The 13,430-nt window shown below is 62.9% G+C and carries 14 protein-coding genes; 8 read left to right on the forward strand and 6 right to left on the reverse strand.

Annotation, left to right across the window (positions count from 1 at the left end):
* Nucleotides 1-48: 48 nt before the first annotated feature.
* Nucleotides 49-792, forward strand: coding sequence for a triose-phosphate isomerase (gene tpiA, locus CKO11_RS07100; RefSeq protein ID WP_223635263.1), 744 nt, complete (start codon nt 49-51; stop codon nt 790-792).
* Between the two features lie 112 nt (nt 793-904).
* Here tpiA and CKO11_RS07105 read toward each other — a convergent pair whose 3' ends face one another.
* Nucleotides 905-1,366 (reverse strand): Lrp/AsnC family transcriptional regulator, encoded by a 462-nt coding sequence (locus CKO11_RS07105; RefSeq protein ID WP_223635265.1) that lies wholly within the window; start codon nt 1,364-1,366, stop codon nt 905-907.
* 130 nt (nt 1,367-1,496) lie between these two features.
* On the opposite strand from CKO11_RS07105, the gene cobA reads away from it, so the two are divergent.
* From cobA to CKO11_RS07135, 6 genes are all read left to right on the forward strand, one after another.
* A complete protein-coding gene (gene cobA, locus CKO11_RS07110) occupies nt 1,497-2,252 on the forward strand; it encodes a uroporphyrinogen-III C-methyltransferase (RefSeq protein ID WP_223635268.1) in 756 nt (251 codons plus the stop codon).
* The gene (locus CKO11_RS07115) at nt 2,249-2,566 is read left to right on the forward strand and encodes a DUF2849 domain-containing protein (protein ID WP_223635271.1); all 318 of its coding nucleotides are present in this window, start codon (nt 2,249-2,251) and stop codon (nt 2,564-2,566) included. Before cobA ends, CKO11_RS07115 begins: the two co-directional genes overlap by 4 nt.
* Complete coding sequence (locus CKO11_RS07120; protein WP_223635290.1) at nt 2,553-4,223, forward strand: nitrite/sulfite reductase; 1,671 nt, start codon at nt 2,553-2,555, stop codon at nt 4,221-4,223. The genes CKO11_RS07115 and CKO11_RS07120 overlap by 14 nt, the downstream gene beginning before the upstream one ends.
* Entirely contained in the window at nt 4,213-4,950 is a 738-nt protein-coding gene (locus CKO11_RS07125; protein ID WP_223635294.1) for a phosphoadenylyl-sulfate reductase, read from the forward strand. The genes CKO11_RS07120 and CKO11_RS07125 overlap by 11 nt, the downstream gene beginning before the upstream one ends.
* The gene (locus CKO11_RS07130) at nt 4,947-5,342 is read left to right on the forward strand and encodes a DUF934 domain-containing protein (RefSeq protein WP_223635297.1); all 396 of its coding nucleotides are present in this window, start codon (nt 4,947-4,949) and stop codon (nt 5,340-5,342) included. The genes CKO11_RS07125 and CKO11_RS07130 overlap by 4 nt, the downstream gene beginning before the upstream one ends.
* Nucleotides 5,343-5,508: 166 nt before the next feature.
* On the forward strand, nt 5,509-6,315 hold the full coding sequence (locus CKO11_RS07135; protein WP_223635560.1) for a ferredoxin--NADP reductase: 807 nt from the start codon (nt 5,509-5,511) through the stop codon (nt 6,313-6,315).
* Nucleotides 6,316-6,396: 81 nt separating this feature from the next.
* On the opposite strand, the gene CKO11_RS07140 is transcribed toward CKO11_RS07135, so the two are convergent.
* The 3 genes from CKO11_RS07140 to CKO11_RS07150 are packed head-to-tail and all read right to left on the reverse strand — an operon-like array spanning nt 6,397 to nt 8,610.
* Complete coding sequence (locus CKO11_RS07140) at nt 6,397-6,864, reverse strand: hypothetical protein (RefSeq protein WP_223635300.1); 468 nt, start codon at nt 6,862-6,864, stop codon at nt 6,397-6,399.
* A gap of 18 nt (nt 6,865-6,882) precedes the next feature.
* Nucleotides 6,883-7,899, reverse strand: a complete 1,017-nt coding sequence (locus CKO11_RS07145; RefSeq protein ID WP_223635302.1) for an endonuclease/exonuclease/phosphatase family protein — start codon at nt 7,897-7,899, stop codon at nt 6,883-6,885.
* Nucleotides 7,900-8,610 (reverse strand): molecular chaperone DjiA, encoded by a 711-nt coding sequence (locus CKO11_RS07150; RefSeq protein WP_223635305.1) that lies wholly within the window; start codon nt 8,608-8,610, stop codon nt 7,900-7,902.
* Between the two features lie 211 nt (nt 8,611-8,821).
* Here CKO11_RS07150 and nhaA point away from each other — a divergent pair, with 211 nt between their 5' ends.
* Nucleotides 8,822-10,027: a Na+/H+ antiporter NhaA gene (gene nhaA, locus CKO11_RS07155; protein ID WP_223635308.1), complete on the forward strand. Its 1,206-nt coding sequence runs from the start codon at nt 8,822-8,824 to the stop codon at nt 10,025-10,027.
* A gap of 151 nt (nt 10,028-10,178) precedes the next feature.
* On the opposite strand, the gene scpA is transcribed toward nhaA, so the two are convergent.
* Both scpA and CKO11_RS07165 read right to left on the reverse strand, forming a co-directional pair.
* A complete protein-coding gene (scpA, locus tag CKO11_RS07160) occupies nt 10,179-12,308 on the reverse strand; it encodes a methylmalonyl-CoA mutase (protein WP_223635311.1) in 2,130 nt (709 codons plus the stop codon).
* Complete coding sequence (locus CKO11_RS07165) at nt 12,256-13,194, reverse strand: hypothetical protein (protein ID WP_223635314.1); 939 nt, start codon at nt 13,192-13,194, stop codon at nt 12,256-12,258. Before CKO11_RS07165 ends, scpA begins: the two co-directional genes overlap by 53 nt.
* Between the last annotated feature and the right edge of the window lie 236 nt (nt 13,195-13,430).

Raw genomic sequence — 13,430 nt, forward strand, 5'->3', positions numbered from 1 at the left:
GCGCGCCAGCCGCCTAATCTGCCGTGGATTTGACCAAAGGAGGGGCGCATGCGCAGAAAATTGGCCGCGGGCAACTGGAAGATGAACGGCACCAAGGCGAGCCTTGGCGAGGTGACGGCGCTGATCGCGGCCCATCCTGACCCGAAATCCGAAGTGTTGCTGTGCCCGCCCGCCACGCTGGTGGCGGCGATGGCCGATGTTGCGGGCGGCAAGATCGCGGTCGGCGGCCAAGATTGCCATATGAAGCAATCGGGCGCGCATACTGGCGATGTCGCCGCCGAGATGTTGAAAGATTGCGGGGCGTCTTACGTGATCTTGGGCCATTCCGAACGCCGCGCGGATCACGATGAAAGCAGCGCGATGGTCTGTGCGAAAGCCGAAGCCGCGAAAGCCGCGGGCCTGACGGCGGTGATCTGCGTGGGCGAGACCGAGGCGCAACGCGACGCGGGCGACACGCTTGAGGTCGTGGGCAAGCAGCTTCATACGTCGGTGCCCGAAGGCGCGACGGCGGCCAATACCGTCATCGCTTATGAACCCGTTTGGGCGATTGGCACCGGGCGCACGCCGACGCTGGAGCAGATTGCCGAAGTGCATGATTTCATGCGCGCCGAACTGGTGGCCCGCTTTGGCGCCGAGGCCGAGGGCATCCGGCTGCTTTACGGCGGCTCGGTCAAACCTTCGAACGCAACCGAAATCTTTGCCACCTCGAATGTCGATGGTGCGTTGGTGGGCGGCGCAAGCCTGAAAGCCGCCGATTTCGGCGCGATCCTGGCCGCACTTGACGCGGCCTAAGGGGGCGATGGGGGCGCTGCCCCCAAACCCCCGGGATATTTCAACAAAGTCTAAGACGGGAAGGGCGCTCCGCGCGGGCGCCTTTTGCTATGCCCCAGCGCAGCGCGCGGTTTTACACCGGCAAGATCGTGGTCGATTTGATCTCTTCCATGCTCAAAAGCGCGGTGACATTGTAGATTTTCACTTCGGAAATCAGCGCCTGATAAAAGATGTCGTAGGCGCGCGCGTTTTTGACCCGTACTTTCAAGATATAATCGATCTCGCCCGCGAGCCGATGCGCCTCCAGCACTTCGGGGCGCGCGCGCAGCGTGGCAAGGAATTTGTTTTGCCATTCTGCCTCATGTTCCGAGGTGCGGATCAACACAAAGAAACACGCCTCTAACCCCAAGGCCTCGGCATCCAGCAAGACCGTTTGCCGCCCGATCACGCCCAGATCCTTCATCTTGCGAATCCGGTTCCAGACCGGCGTCTTCGATGAGCCCACCTTGCGCGCGATTTCATCGAGCGATTGGCTCGCATCTTCCTGAAGCTGAAACAAGATCTTCCGATCCATCTCGTCTAGCCGGACCACCATTCGTCAAAACTCCCGCATCCGGGGAAACTGCTTCCCCCTGCGCAGAGATACGAAACAAAGTTCCTTATTCGCAAGAGCCACTGGCGGCCGACCGGGAAAATTTCCTATATTCCACCCAAAGGAGACCGCCATGACACATCCCCTTCCCTTCGGACATGTCACCCTTGCCGGCGCCGGGCCGGGCGCGGTGGGCCATCTGACGTTGGCTGTCGCGCGCGCGCTCGAAACCGCCGATGTGGTTTTGCATGACAAGCTGGTATCCGCCGAGGTGCTGGCGCTGGCCGGGCCGCAAGCGACGGTGATCGAAACCGGCAAGGAAGGCTTTGGCCCGTCGATGCCGCAAGCGCAGATCGAAGCGATGATGGTCGAATTCGCGCTGTCGGGGCGCAATGTGTTGCGGCTGAAATCTGGCGATCCGGGCCTTTTCGGGCGGCTGGGCGAAGAACTGGATGCGCTGGATGCTGCGGGCATCGCCTACACGGTTCTGCCCGGCATCACCGCCGCCGCCGCCGCCGCTGCGGGCATGCACCAAAGCCTGACCGAGCGCGGGCGCAACCGTGACTTTCGCCTGCTGACCGGCCATGGTGCCGAAGGGTTTGCCGAAGCCGATTGGGCCAGCCTCGCGCGCCCGGGCAGCATTGCCGCGATCTATATGGGCAAGAAGGCCGCGCGCTTCATTCAGGGCCGCTTGATGATGCATGGCGCCGCGGCCACCACCCCGGTCACGCTGGTCGAGAATGCCTCGCGCAGCACCGAACGGCGCCTGACCGGCACCTTGGCCGATCTGCCCGCGCTTGCCGCGCAACTGGATGGCCCCGCCGTGATCTTGTGGGGGCTTGCCCCCCGCGCCGCACAAACCGCAAACATTCTGGAGGCCGCACAATGAGCCACCCCAAGGCCAAAGTCATCTCGGCCAATGATCTGCGGGCCGGACATACCGTCTACCGCACTGCGACCGGCGGCTGGAGCCGCTATATCACCCAAGCCGAAGTCATCACCGATGAGGCCGAGGCGCAACTGCATCTGCTGGACGCCATCGGTCATGCCACTGTCGTGGTCGGTGCCTATCTCGTTGATGTCACGCAAGGGCCAGAAGGACCGGTGCCTGTGGCGCTGCGCGAGCGGTTCCGCGCGCAAGGCCCCTCGATCCAGCCCACGAAACAACGCTCCACCCCGGAGGCCCGTCATGTATCAGCATAACGCATTCGACCAAGCCTTCTTGCGCAACCGCAACACGCAATTCCGCGCGCAGGTGGAACGGCGCCTGTCGGGCAGCCTGACCGAAGACGAGTTCAAACCGCTGCGGCTGATGAACGGCGTCTATCTGCAATTGCACGCCTATATGCTGCGCGCCGCCATTCCCTATGGCACACTGTCCGCCGATCAGATGCGCGTTCTGGCCGAGGTGGCGGAACGCTGGGACCGGGGCTATGGCCATTTCACCACGCGCCAGAACATCCAGTTCAACTGGGTCGCGCTGACCGATATTCCCGACATCCTCGATCATATGGAAACGGTCGGGCTGCATGCGATCCAGACCTCGGGCAATTGCATCCGCAACACCACCACCGATGCCTTGGCCGGGGCGGCGGCGGATGAAATCGCCGATCCGCGCCCCTATGCAGAACTGATCCGGCAATGGTCCACCGATCACGCCGAATTCCAGTTTTTGCCGCGCAAATTCAAAATCGCCATCACCGGCAGCCCGGACGACCGTGCCGCGATTGCCGCCCATGACGTGGGGCTGCAACTGGTCGAACAGGGCGGCGAGATCGGCTTTCGAGTGTTGGTGGGCGGCGGATTGGGCCGCACGCCGATGCTCGCGCAGGAGCTTCGTCCCTTCCTCCCCTCAGCGGAGCTCCTGCCCTATCTGGAGGCCATTCTGTCGGCCTATAACCTCGCCGGGCGGCGCGACAACAAATATAAGGCGCGCATCAAGATCACCGTGTTCGAACACGGGATCGACACCTTCCGCCAAGCGGTCGAGGACCAGTTCGCCCGCATCCGCCCCGCCTATACCGGCGAGGATCAACAGCTTCTGGCCGAGATCGCAGCGCAATTCACCCTGCCCGATCTGCGCGAGAACATGGCCGAATATGACGCCACCACCCGCAAGGTGGACCCGCTTTACGCGGCTTGGGCGGCGCAAGCGGTCAGCGCGCACAAACGCGCCGATCATGCCAGCGTGACGGTCGCGCTGAAAGTCGCGGGCGAAGAGCCGGGCGATGCCTCGGCCGATCAGATGCGCGCGCTGGCCGATATTGCGGCGCGCTATGGCTATAATGAGCTGCGCATCACCCATAGCCAAAACGTGGTGCTGCCGCATGTGGCGCGCGAAGACCTGCCTGCCGTTCATGCCGCGCTTTTGCGCGCGGGGCTGGCGGCGGCCAATATGGGCAAGCTAAGCGATATCATCGCCTGCCCCGGCATGGATTACTGCGCGCTGGCCACGGCCCGCTCGATCCCGCTGGCGCAAGAGATTGCGCAGCATTTCCAAACCATTGGTCTGGAAGATGAAATCGGCGCGCTGAACCTGAAAATCTCGGGCTGCATCAATGCGTGCGGCCATCACCATCTGGGCCATATCGGCATCCTCGGGCTTGACCGTGCAGGCGCAGAAAACTACCAAATCACCATTGGCGGCCATGAGGGCGACAGCACCCACCCGGCTGCGATTGGCGAGAAGATGGGGCCGGGCTTTGCCTATGAGGCGGTTGTTCCGGCCCTAGAGCGACTGTTGCGCGCCTATCTGGAACTGCGCAACGGGGCAGAGGAAACCTTTCTGGAAGCCGTGCGGCGGTTGGGGCTCGCGCCCTTCCGTGCGGCCCTATATGCAGAGGTGAGCGATGCGGCTTGAGCTTTCGCAACGGGTGGCGGGGTTGAACCACCGCTACCGCAGCCATGATCCGGCGGCGCTGGTGGATGCGACCTTGGCCGACCCCGATACCGGGCGGGTGGCGCTGGTGTCTTCGTTCGGGGCGGAATCGGTGGTGCTTTTGCACATGGTGGCCACGGTCGCGCCGCAAACGCCGGTGTTGTTCGTCGATACGCTGATGCTGTTTGAGGAAACGCTGGCCTATCAGCGCGAAGTGGCAGATCAACTGGGCCTGCGCGATGTGCGCGTGATCCGCGCCAGCAAAACGGATCTGGCGGCCCAAGACCCCGATGGCACATTGCATGAAACCAACCCCGATGCCTGCTGCGCGCTGCGCAAAACCGCGCCGCTTGAGGCCGCCTTGGCAGAGTTCGATGGCTGGCTGACCGGGCGCAAGCGCTACCAAGGCCAGACCCGCGCCGATCTGGACCATTTCGAGGTGGAAACCGCAACGCGGATGAAGATCAACCCGCTGGCCCATTGGGGCCGGACCGAAATCGCCGCCTATATGGACCGCTATGATCTGCCGCGTCACCCGCTGGTGGCGCGCGGCTACCCCTCGATTGGCTGTGCGCCCTGCACCTCGCCGGTTGCGGCGGGCGAAGATCCGCGCGCGGGCCGCTGGCGGGGTCAGGAAAAGACCGAATGCGGCATCCATTTCGTCAATGGGCGCATCGTGCGCCCCGGAAATTCGGAGAAAGTGGCATGAGCGTTCTGGTGCGTGACGACGGCTTCCATGCCGAGGATTTCGACGGTCTGGCGGTGGAGCTTGCGCCCACCACCGCCCCCGAAGAGATTGCCGCCTTGGTGGCCAATGCCGGGCTGGTTGCGGTGCGATTTGACAGCTTTGCCGATGGGCGGGGCTTCACACTGGGCCGCCTTGTGCGAACCGCAGGCTACACCGGGCGGCTGCGCGCCCGCGGTCCGCTGATTGCCGATCAATATGCGATGGCGCGCCGCGCGGGCTTTGACGAAGTCGAGATTCCCGCAGAAATCGCGGCGCGGCAAAGCGAAGCAGATTGGCGCGCGCGGGCCGATTGGCAAGCCCATGACTACCGCAAACGCCTTGGATATAAGGGTTGCGACAGCCTGCTCGCTTGACTTTGCCCCCTTCGCGGGCCATTGCCGCAAAGATGGCATGGCCCGCGGAATTATGATATCCGCAAGACATGTTTCTTTCCGACCCGTGGTCTGCAGCCTTCTGCCTGCCGCCCGTCGGTGACTGTTCACTGGCCCTTGGGCCCCGAAAGACGAGACGACCGTGAACGTGACTTCCCCCATTGCGCCCGCCAAGATTCTTCCCGATGCCCAGACCGTGACCGCGGTCAAGCATTGGACCGATACGCTGTTTTCCTTCCGCGTGACGCGCCCGCAAAGCCTGCGCTTCCGCTCGGGGGAATTCGTGATGATCGGGCTTCTCGATGACAACGACAAGCCGATCATGCGCGCCTATTCGATCGCCTCGCCCGCGTGGGATGAAGAACTCGAATTCTACTCGATCAAGGTGCAAGACGGCCCGCTCACCTCGCGGCTGCAACATATCCAGCCCGGCGATCAGATCATTTTGCGCCCCAAACCCGTGGGCACGCTGGTGATCGATGCGCTGTTGCCCGGCAAGCGTTTGTGGTTCCTTGCCACCGGCACCGGGATCGCGCCTTTCGCCTCGCTGATGCGCGAGCCCGAAGCCTATGAAAAATTCGACGAAGTCATCATGATGCACACCTGCCGCACCGTGGCCGAACTGGAATACGGCCGCGAATTGGTGGAAGGGCTGCAAAATGACCCGCTGATTGGCGAAATGGTCGAGGGCAAGCTGAAATACTACCCGACCACAACGCGCGAAGACTTCCATCACATGGGCCGGATCACTGACAACCTTGCCTCGGGCAAAGTGTTCGAAGACCTAGGCCTTGCGCCGATGAACCCGGAAACCGACCGCGCGATGGTCTGCGGCTCGCTCGCCTTCAACGTCGATGTGATGAAGGTGCTTGAAAGCTACGGCCTGCGCGAAGGCGCCAATTCCGAGCCGCGCGAATTCGTGGTGGAAAAAGCCTTTGTGGGCGAAGGCATCTAAGCCAAGCCCAACAAACATGCAAAAGGCCGCCTTCGGGCGGCCTTTACTTTTGCCCCAATGCCTGCGGGAGCGCGCCGAGGCCTAAAGATCGGTGATCGGGGCCATCGGCGCCGGGCCGGGGCCATTGTCGGGGGCGCGGTCACCGGGGTCCAAAAGCGGCGGCGGCTCGGGCGCGTCGGGCATACGGCGCAGGATGATGTCGCCATTGGGCAGCCGCTCAGGCGCGCCGTAATAGCGCATATCGTCGATCAGCGCCAAAACCTGCTTGAGCTTGGGGCCCAAAGCCTCTGCCGCCTCGCCCAGGCCCTTTTGCATCTCGTCAAGCTGGGGGGAAACCTCGTCCAAAAGACCGCGCAGGAAAAGCTCTGCGCCGCGTTCCACCAAGGATTTCCCCGCCGCCATATCATCGCGGCCCGACGGTTCGGGCAGTTCCAGTTCCGCGCCGGGCGGGTCTGCCACTTGCGGATCGCTGTCCTGTGCAAGGGCAAACCAGCCCCCCAGCCCAAGGGCCGCCACGGCGACACCGACAAAAAGAATGCGCTGTTTCATGCCCCTTATATAGGCCTGCTACAGCGCAATATCTACCGAGACCGGAAAATGATCCGAGGCTTGCAGCAAGGCCTCGCGCAATTCCGGCGCGTGATAGCAGCCCGGATCGTCGAACGGATGCCAGATCCGCCAGCGCGGCTTGTGGTGCAACAAATCGCGCGACAGCAAGATGTAATCGAGCATGGCCGAGAAATACTTGCCCGGCGCCGGCTCGGGGATGAAGAACCGCGCCGAGGCGGGCTGCGCCTCGGTCTGGCCCTTGCCCAGATGCGCGTGCGGGTCATGCAATTGCCGGGCGTGCGGCAACCCATCGCCCAAAACGATTTCGAGCCCGGACCGGCCAAAAAGCTTTTCATATTCGTCCAGCCCCGGCCCGTCGTTGAAATCGCCCAGCACCATCACGCTGTCGCCCGCCGCCAGCAAATCATCGACCCGGCGGCGCAGCCACAGGCATTGCGCCAATTGCTTGCGCCGGTTTTCAATCGCGATCCGCACCGTGCTGTCGGGGTCGTTGGCACCATGCGGGGCCTTGGATTTGACATGCACCCCGATCAGCCGCAGCCGCGTGCCCGCCCGCGTTTCCAGTGCGACCTCCAGCGGCGGTTTGGAAAAGATCACCGTGTCCAGCGTGTCATCGATATCAAGATCGATCTGAAACTTGCCGTCAAAGCGCGGCGCCTCTTCCGTGCCGGGATGGGGGTCATGCACCACCTGCACGGCATCGGGATCATAAAGCAGCGCAATTTCTTGCTGGGTGTCGTTTTCAAAGCCGATCAAGGCGCGGCGCTGGCGCAGGTTGAACTTGGCCGCGAAGGCTTCCAGCATCGGCACGGTTTTGCGCCGGGTGTTATTGTCGGGCGCTTCGACGATCAGCACGCAATCGGCATCCAGCGCGGTAAACACAATCCCCAGCGCGCCCAATTGCTCGGCCCGCGTCACGCCATAGCGCGAGGACCGCTCCCCATCCTCCAAAATCCGCCCGCGCCGGTCGAACAGCCCGGTGAACCATTCCACATTATAAGTGGCAATCCGCATTCACAGCGCCGATTGCTTGGCCGCGCTTTCGATCTGCGCCCAAGCCTCATTTAGCGCCACGACCCGTTCCTCGGCCAGTTTGATCGCCTCGGGCGGCAGACCGCGCGCCATCGCCTTGTCGGGATGCGCCTCGCGCACCAAATCCCGCCAGCGCGCCTTGACGATCTTCAGATCGGTGCCGGGTTCCAGTTCCAGCACCGACCACGGGTCCAGCGGCGCGCCGGGCACGAATGCCGCGCGGACCGAGCGGAAATGCAAATCCTCAATGCCGAAAATCCGCGCCACCTCGGCCAAAAAGGCATCTTCGTTTTCATGGTATTCGCCATCGGCCATGGCGATGGAAAAAAGCCCCTCCAACAGGTCTTGCAGCATCGGATCGCCGCGCCCGAACATATCGGCGATCTTGCGGGCATAGGCATCGAACCCCGCCACATCGGTGCGCGCCATGTCAAAAACGCGCGCGGCATTCGCCTCTTCGCCCGGCGGGATCTGAAAGACCGAGCGAAAGGCCGAAACCTCATCGCGGGTCACCTGCCCATCGGCTTTCGACAGCTTTGCCCCCAGCGCAATGATCGCAATGGTGAACGCGACCGAGCGTTCGGGCGGCGTGCGTTCAAATATCCCCGCCAGCCCCTCGGCACGGGTGAGCGAGGACACGGCCTCGCCGATGCGGGCCCACAAGGATGGCTTCGGGGGTGGCTTGCGCTCCATCCCGTCACTTTAGCGGCTCACCCCGGCTTTTGCATCCGCGCAAGACGATTGAAATGATGGAAATTTTTGCGTGTTGCCAAAGCGACGCGCGCGGAGCCAAATCGCTGCGCAACTGCAAGGCGAAAGCGCCTCCACAAGCCGTTTTTGCCTTGAAAATTGGCATTTTTCCCCCATTTTCCAGCCTAACGTTTGCAACAGGAGGATAAAGCGCGTGCTCAGCCGCATTGAAAAACTATTCCAACATGAAGCGGCGGGCGGGATCGTATTGATGATCGCCACAGTCTTGGCGCTGGGGCTGGCGAATTCCTCTTATGCCGATCTTTACACACAGGTTCTGCACCTGCAATTCACCGTCGAACTGGGCGGAACAGGCCTGTCCAAACCCTTGATCTTGTGGATCAACGACGGGTTGATGGCGATGTTCTTCCTGCTGGTCGGGCTGGAGCTGAAACACGAAATCCGCCAAGGCGCGCTGCGCAACCCGTCCAATGTGGCGCTGCCCGGGGTGGCGGCTTTGGGCGGGATGGTGGTGCCCGCGCTGATTTATCTGGCACTGAACTGGTCCGACCCGACGCATGTCTCGGGCTGGGCGATCCCGACCGCGACCGATATTGCCTTTGCCATTGGCGTCGTGGCGCTTTTGGGCAAGCGCGTGCCCGCGGCGCTGAAGCTGTTCTTGCTGACGCTGGCGATCTTGGATGACCTTGGGGCGATCATCGTGATCGCGCTTTTTTACACCGCCGAATTGAAGCCGATCTATCTGCTTTTGGCACTGATCCCGATGGCGCTGATGGCGCTGCGGTTGTGGACCGGGGCGCACCGGATTGCGCCGACGCTGATCTTGGGCGTGGTGCTGTGGGTGTTGGTGTTGAAATCGGGCGTGCATGCGACCCTTGCGGGCGTGATCACCGCCTTCTTTATCCCGCTTAAGGATCGCTACGGAAAATCGCCGCTGCATGCGCTGGAACATGCGCTCAACCCCTATGTGATGTTCCTGATCGTGCCGCTGTTCGCGCTGGCCAATGCGGGCGTCAGCCTTCAGGGCATTGGGCTGGGCGATCTTCTGGCGCCCCTGCCGCTGGGTATTGCGGCGGGTCTGGTGATCGGCAAGCAACTGGGCGTCTTCGGGGCCAGCTATGCGCTGGTGAAAGCCGGCTATGCACGGCTGCCCACTGCCAGCACTTGGTTGCAACTTTACGGCATTGCCTCTTTGGCGGGGATCGGTTTCACCATGTCGCTGTTCATCGGGTCGCTGAACTTCGAGGCTGACACGCAGATGAACGCGGTGCGTTTGGGGGTTCTGGCGGGGTCGCTGATCTCGGCGCTGATTGGCTTCTTTGTGCTGCGGTTTGCGCCGCAAACAAAGGATGCCAAGGAAGAGATAAAAGAAGAGGCGCAGGCGCAACCCGCGCAATAAGCAACCGGGCGCGGGCCCAACCAAGGCCCGCGCCGCGATCCTTTCCCGTTTTCAAAAGCAAAAGGGCGCCCGTAAGGGGCGCCCTTTTCGATTGTCGAGTGCCGCCTGGCTGCGGCGCGGGGGCACAACAGGGGCCAAGCCCCCGCCGCCCTCAGCTCCGCGCGGCGGAAATCAGATCAAGGATTTCGCGCGCGGCCAGCGGGATATTGGTGCCCGGGCCGAAGATCGCCTTCACCCCGGCTTTCTTGAGGAAATCATAGTCCTGTTGCGGGATCACCCCGCCACAGATCACCAAAATATCCTCGGCCCCTTTTTCCTTTAGCGCCTCGATCAGTTTCGGGGCCAGCGTCTTATGGCCCGCTGCAAGGCTGGAAATGCCGACGACATGCACATCGTTGTCGACCGCATCCTGCGCGGCTTCCTCGGGCGTTTGGAACAAGGTGCCCACATCCACATCGAAGCCGATATCGGCAAAGGCGGTGGCGATCACCTTGGCGCCCCGGTCATGCCCGTCTTGCCCCATTTTCACCACCAGAAGACGCGGACGACGGCCCTCTGCCTCGGCAAAGGCCTCTACATCGCGCTGGATCTGGGCAAAGCCCTCATCGCCTTCATAGGCCGCGCCATAGACCCCCGACAGGGTCTTCACCTCGGCGCGGTGACGCCCAAACGTTCCTTCCATGGCCAGCGAAATCTCCCCGACAGAAGCCCGGGCGCGGGCACATTCCACCGCCGCCTCAAGCAGGTTGCCCCCTTCGACCGTGCGCCGCCCCAATTCCAAGAGCGCCGCTTGGCATTTCTCTTCGTCACGGGTCGCGCGGATTTTCTCCAGCCGCGCGATCTGCGCCTCGCGCACCTTGACGTTGTCGATATCCAGAATATCAAGCGGGTCTTCCGTCTCGCGACGGTATTTGTTAACCCCGACGATCACCTCTTCGCCACGGTCGATCATCGCCTGACGCCGCGCCGCCGTTTCCTCGACCCGCAGCTTCGGCATGCCCGAGGCCACGGCCTTGGTCATACCGCCCATCGCCTCGACTTCCTCGATCAACTCCCACGCCTTTTCGGCCAGCTCATGGGTCAGGCTTTCGACGTAATAGCTGCCCGCCAGCGGGTCGACGACATTGGTGATGCCGGTTTCTTCTTGCAAGATCAGCTGCGTGTTGCGCGCGATCCGGGCGCTGAATTCGGTGGGCAGCGCGATCGCTTCATCCAGCGCGTTGGTGTGCAGCGATTGCGTGCCGCCCAAAGCCGCAGCCATCGCCTCATAGGCGGTGCGCACGACGTTGTTATAGGGGTCTTGCTCTTGCAAGCTGACGCCCGAGGTTTGGCAGTGGGTGCGCAGCATCAGCGAGCCGGGCTTCTTGGGATTGAATTCCGACATGATGCGGTGCCACAGCAAACGCGCAGCACGCAGTTTTGCAGCTTCCATGAAGAAGTTCATGCCGATGGCAAAGAAGAAGCTCAAACGGCCCGCAAAGGCATCGACATCCATGCCCCGCGCAAGCGCGGCGCGCACATATTCGCGCCCGTCGGCCAGCGTATAGGCCAACTCCTGCACAAGGTTCGCCCCCGCTTCTTGCAGGTGATAGCCCGAAATCGAGATGCTGTTGAACTTCGGCATCTCTTTCGAGGTGTATTCGATGATGTCGGCAATGATCCGCATGCTGGGTTCAGGCGGATAGATATAGGTGTTGCGCACCATGAATTCTTTGAGAATGTCGTTTTGGATCGTGCCCGACAACAGGCTGCGATCCACGCCCTGTTCCTCGCCAGTGACGATGAAATTCGCCAAGATCGGGATCACCGCGCCGTTCATCGTCATTGAGACGGAAATCTTCTCAAGCGGGATACCGTCGAACAGGATTTTCATATCCTCGACGCTGTCGATCGCCACGCCCGCCTTGCCGACATCGCCCACCACGCGCGGGTGGTCGCTGTCATAGCCGCGGTGGGTGGCCAGATCGAAGGCGACCGAAACGCCCTGTTGGCCCGCCGCCAGCGCCTTGCGGTAAAACGCGTTGGACTCTTCCGCCGTGGAGAAGCCCGCATATTGCCGGATCGTCCAAGGACGGCCCGCATACATCGTGGCGCGCGGCCCCCGGGTGAAGGGCGCGATCCCCGGCAGCGTGCCCATATGCGGCAAGCCCTCGGTATCTTCCTCGGTGTAAAGCGGCTTGACCGCGATCCCTTCGAGCGTGTTCCAGGTCAGCGACTCGAGCGGTCTGTCACGCAGCTCCTTCTGAGCGAGCTTGGCCCAGTCCTCTTTCTTCATGGTCATGGAACCTTCCTTCTTCCTCTCTCCACCCGGCCGGATGTGCCCCCGGCGGGCCCCGTTCTATCGTTTGTAACCCGCCCAGACCTTCAGGCGCGGCGATGAAATGCACCCCCTCACGCGGGGTCGAAAGCCATTCAAGCGTGGCGCGGTAGCCCGCCGCCATCTGCGCACGTTGCGCAAGGCTAAAGGGCGATACGCGCGCGCCCATGGGCGCAGGCGCGGCATTCATTGCGCGGCCATGGTCAAAAAGCCCCACGGGCAGGTGATGCGCCCCCAGCAGCGCGCGCATCTGCGCCGTATTCTGCCCCACCATCGTTTCAAACGGCCAGACCGTGACCGGCCGCCCCATCGCCTCTTCGCGCAGCACCTGCACAACCCGTTTCCAGCCGCGCGGATGATTGGCCAGCCGGTCCAGCCCGCGCGGCCCCGGCACAGCCCGCCCGCGCGCGCGCTGATCCTCCAGCACCGAGGTCCAGAACGTATCCGGGCGCCGGATCGCGAGGGCCAGCCCCGTCAGATGCGGGCCAATCGCCGCGATCACCCGGCGCAGCCGCGCGCCCGCATCGGGGTAAAGCGTAAGCTGTTCAAGGCAATGCGGCATGGTGCCAAGAAAATTCTCGTCCGAGATCACCAGCGCGCGATGCCCCGACGCCGCCAGCTTGTCGATTTCATAGCGGATTTCGGCGGCAGAGCGGCGCGCAAGCTGTTCATCCGCGCCGGTCAGCCATTCCGGGCGCTTGGTCAACCCGGCAAAGCGGCCCGCCCGCGTCACTTGCGGCCCCCAAACGGCAATCCCCGCAGCAGTAAGACTGTCTTCGTTTTGCACCATCCACCCTTGAAACGAGGTGGTGGCGGTGCGATGCGCCCCCAGATGCAAGATCACGTCCATCGTCGGCCCCAAAACCGGGCTGCGCCTGCGCGTCCTGCACGGCTCTTTCAGCCCCGGCGTCCAATATGCAGAACGAAATCGGAACATCGGCTTAACGACGGGCATTTTTCGGGGGGCCAAGCGCATATTCAGGGCGGACAACCGCCCGAACCGCGGCAGATGGCTGCGGCCGCGCCCCGCCAGCCTTGCGCCGCGCAAGGGCGCACTCCTCCCGGCGGGTTCACAACGCAACCGGC

Origin of the sequence: Rhodobacter sp. TJ_12 (genome assembly GCF_020023995.1) — a bacterium.
Lineage (GTDB): Bacteria > Pseudomonadota > Alphaproteobacteria > Rhodobacterales > Rhodobacteraceae > Rhodobacter.

Bases quoted from the DNA above. Each gene is read 5' to 3' on its own strand.
- tpiA (WP_223635263.1), top strand. From the start codon at position 49: ATGCGCAGAAAATTGGCCGCGGGCAACTGGAAGATGAACGGCACCAAG.
- CKO11_RS07105 (WP_223635265.1), bottom strand. From the start codon at position 1,366: ATGGTGGTCCGGCTAGACGAGATGGATCGGAAGATCTTGTTTCAGCTT.
- cobA (WP_223635268.1), top strand. From the start codon at position 1,497: ATGACACATCCCCTTCCCTTCGGACATGTCACCCTTGCCGGCGCCGGG.
- CKO11_RS07115 (WP_223635271.1), top strand. From the start codon at position 2,249: ATGAGCCACCCCAAGGCCAAAGTCATCTCGGCCAATGATCTGCGGGCC.
- CKO11_RS07120 (WP_223635290.1), top strand. From the start codon at position 2,553: ATGTATCAGCATAACGCATTCGACCAAGCCTTCTTGCGCAACCGCAAC.
- CKO11_RS07125 (WP_223635294.1), top strand. From the start codon at position 4,213: ATGCGGCTTGAGCTTTCGCAACGGGTGGCGGGGTTGAACCACCGCTAC.
- CKO11_RS07130 (WP_223635297.1), top strand. From the start codon at position 4,947: ATGAGCGTTCTGGTGCGTGACGACGGCTTCCATGCCGAGGATTTCGAC.
- CKO11_RS07140 (WP_223635300.1), bottom strand. From the start codon at position 6,864: ATGAAACAGCGCATTCTTTTTGTCGGTGTCGCCGTGGCGGCCCTTGGG.
- CKO11_RS07145 (WP_223635302.1), bottom strand. From the start codon at position 7,899: ATGCGGATTGCCACTTATAATGTGGAATGGTTCACCGGGCTGTTCGAC.
- CKO11_RS07150 (WP_223635305.1), bottom strand. From the start codon at position 8,610: ATGGAGCGCAAGCCACCCCCGAAGCCATCCTTGTGGGCCCGCATCGGC.
- scpA (WP_223635311.1), bottom strand. From the start codon at position 12,308: ATGACCATGAAGAAAGAGGACTGGGCCAAGCTCGCTCAGAAGGAGCTG.
- CKO11_RS07165 (WP_223635314.1), bottom strand. From the start codon at position 13,194: ATGGACGTGATCTTGCATCTGGGGGCGCATCGCACCGCCACCACCTCG.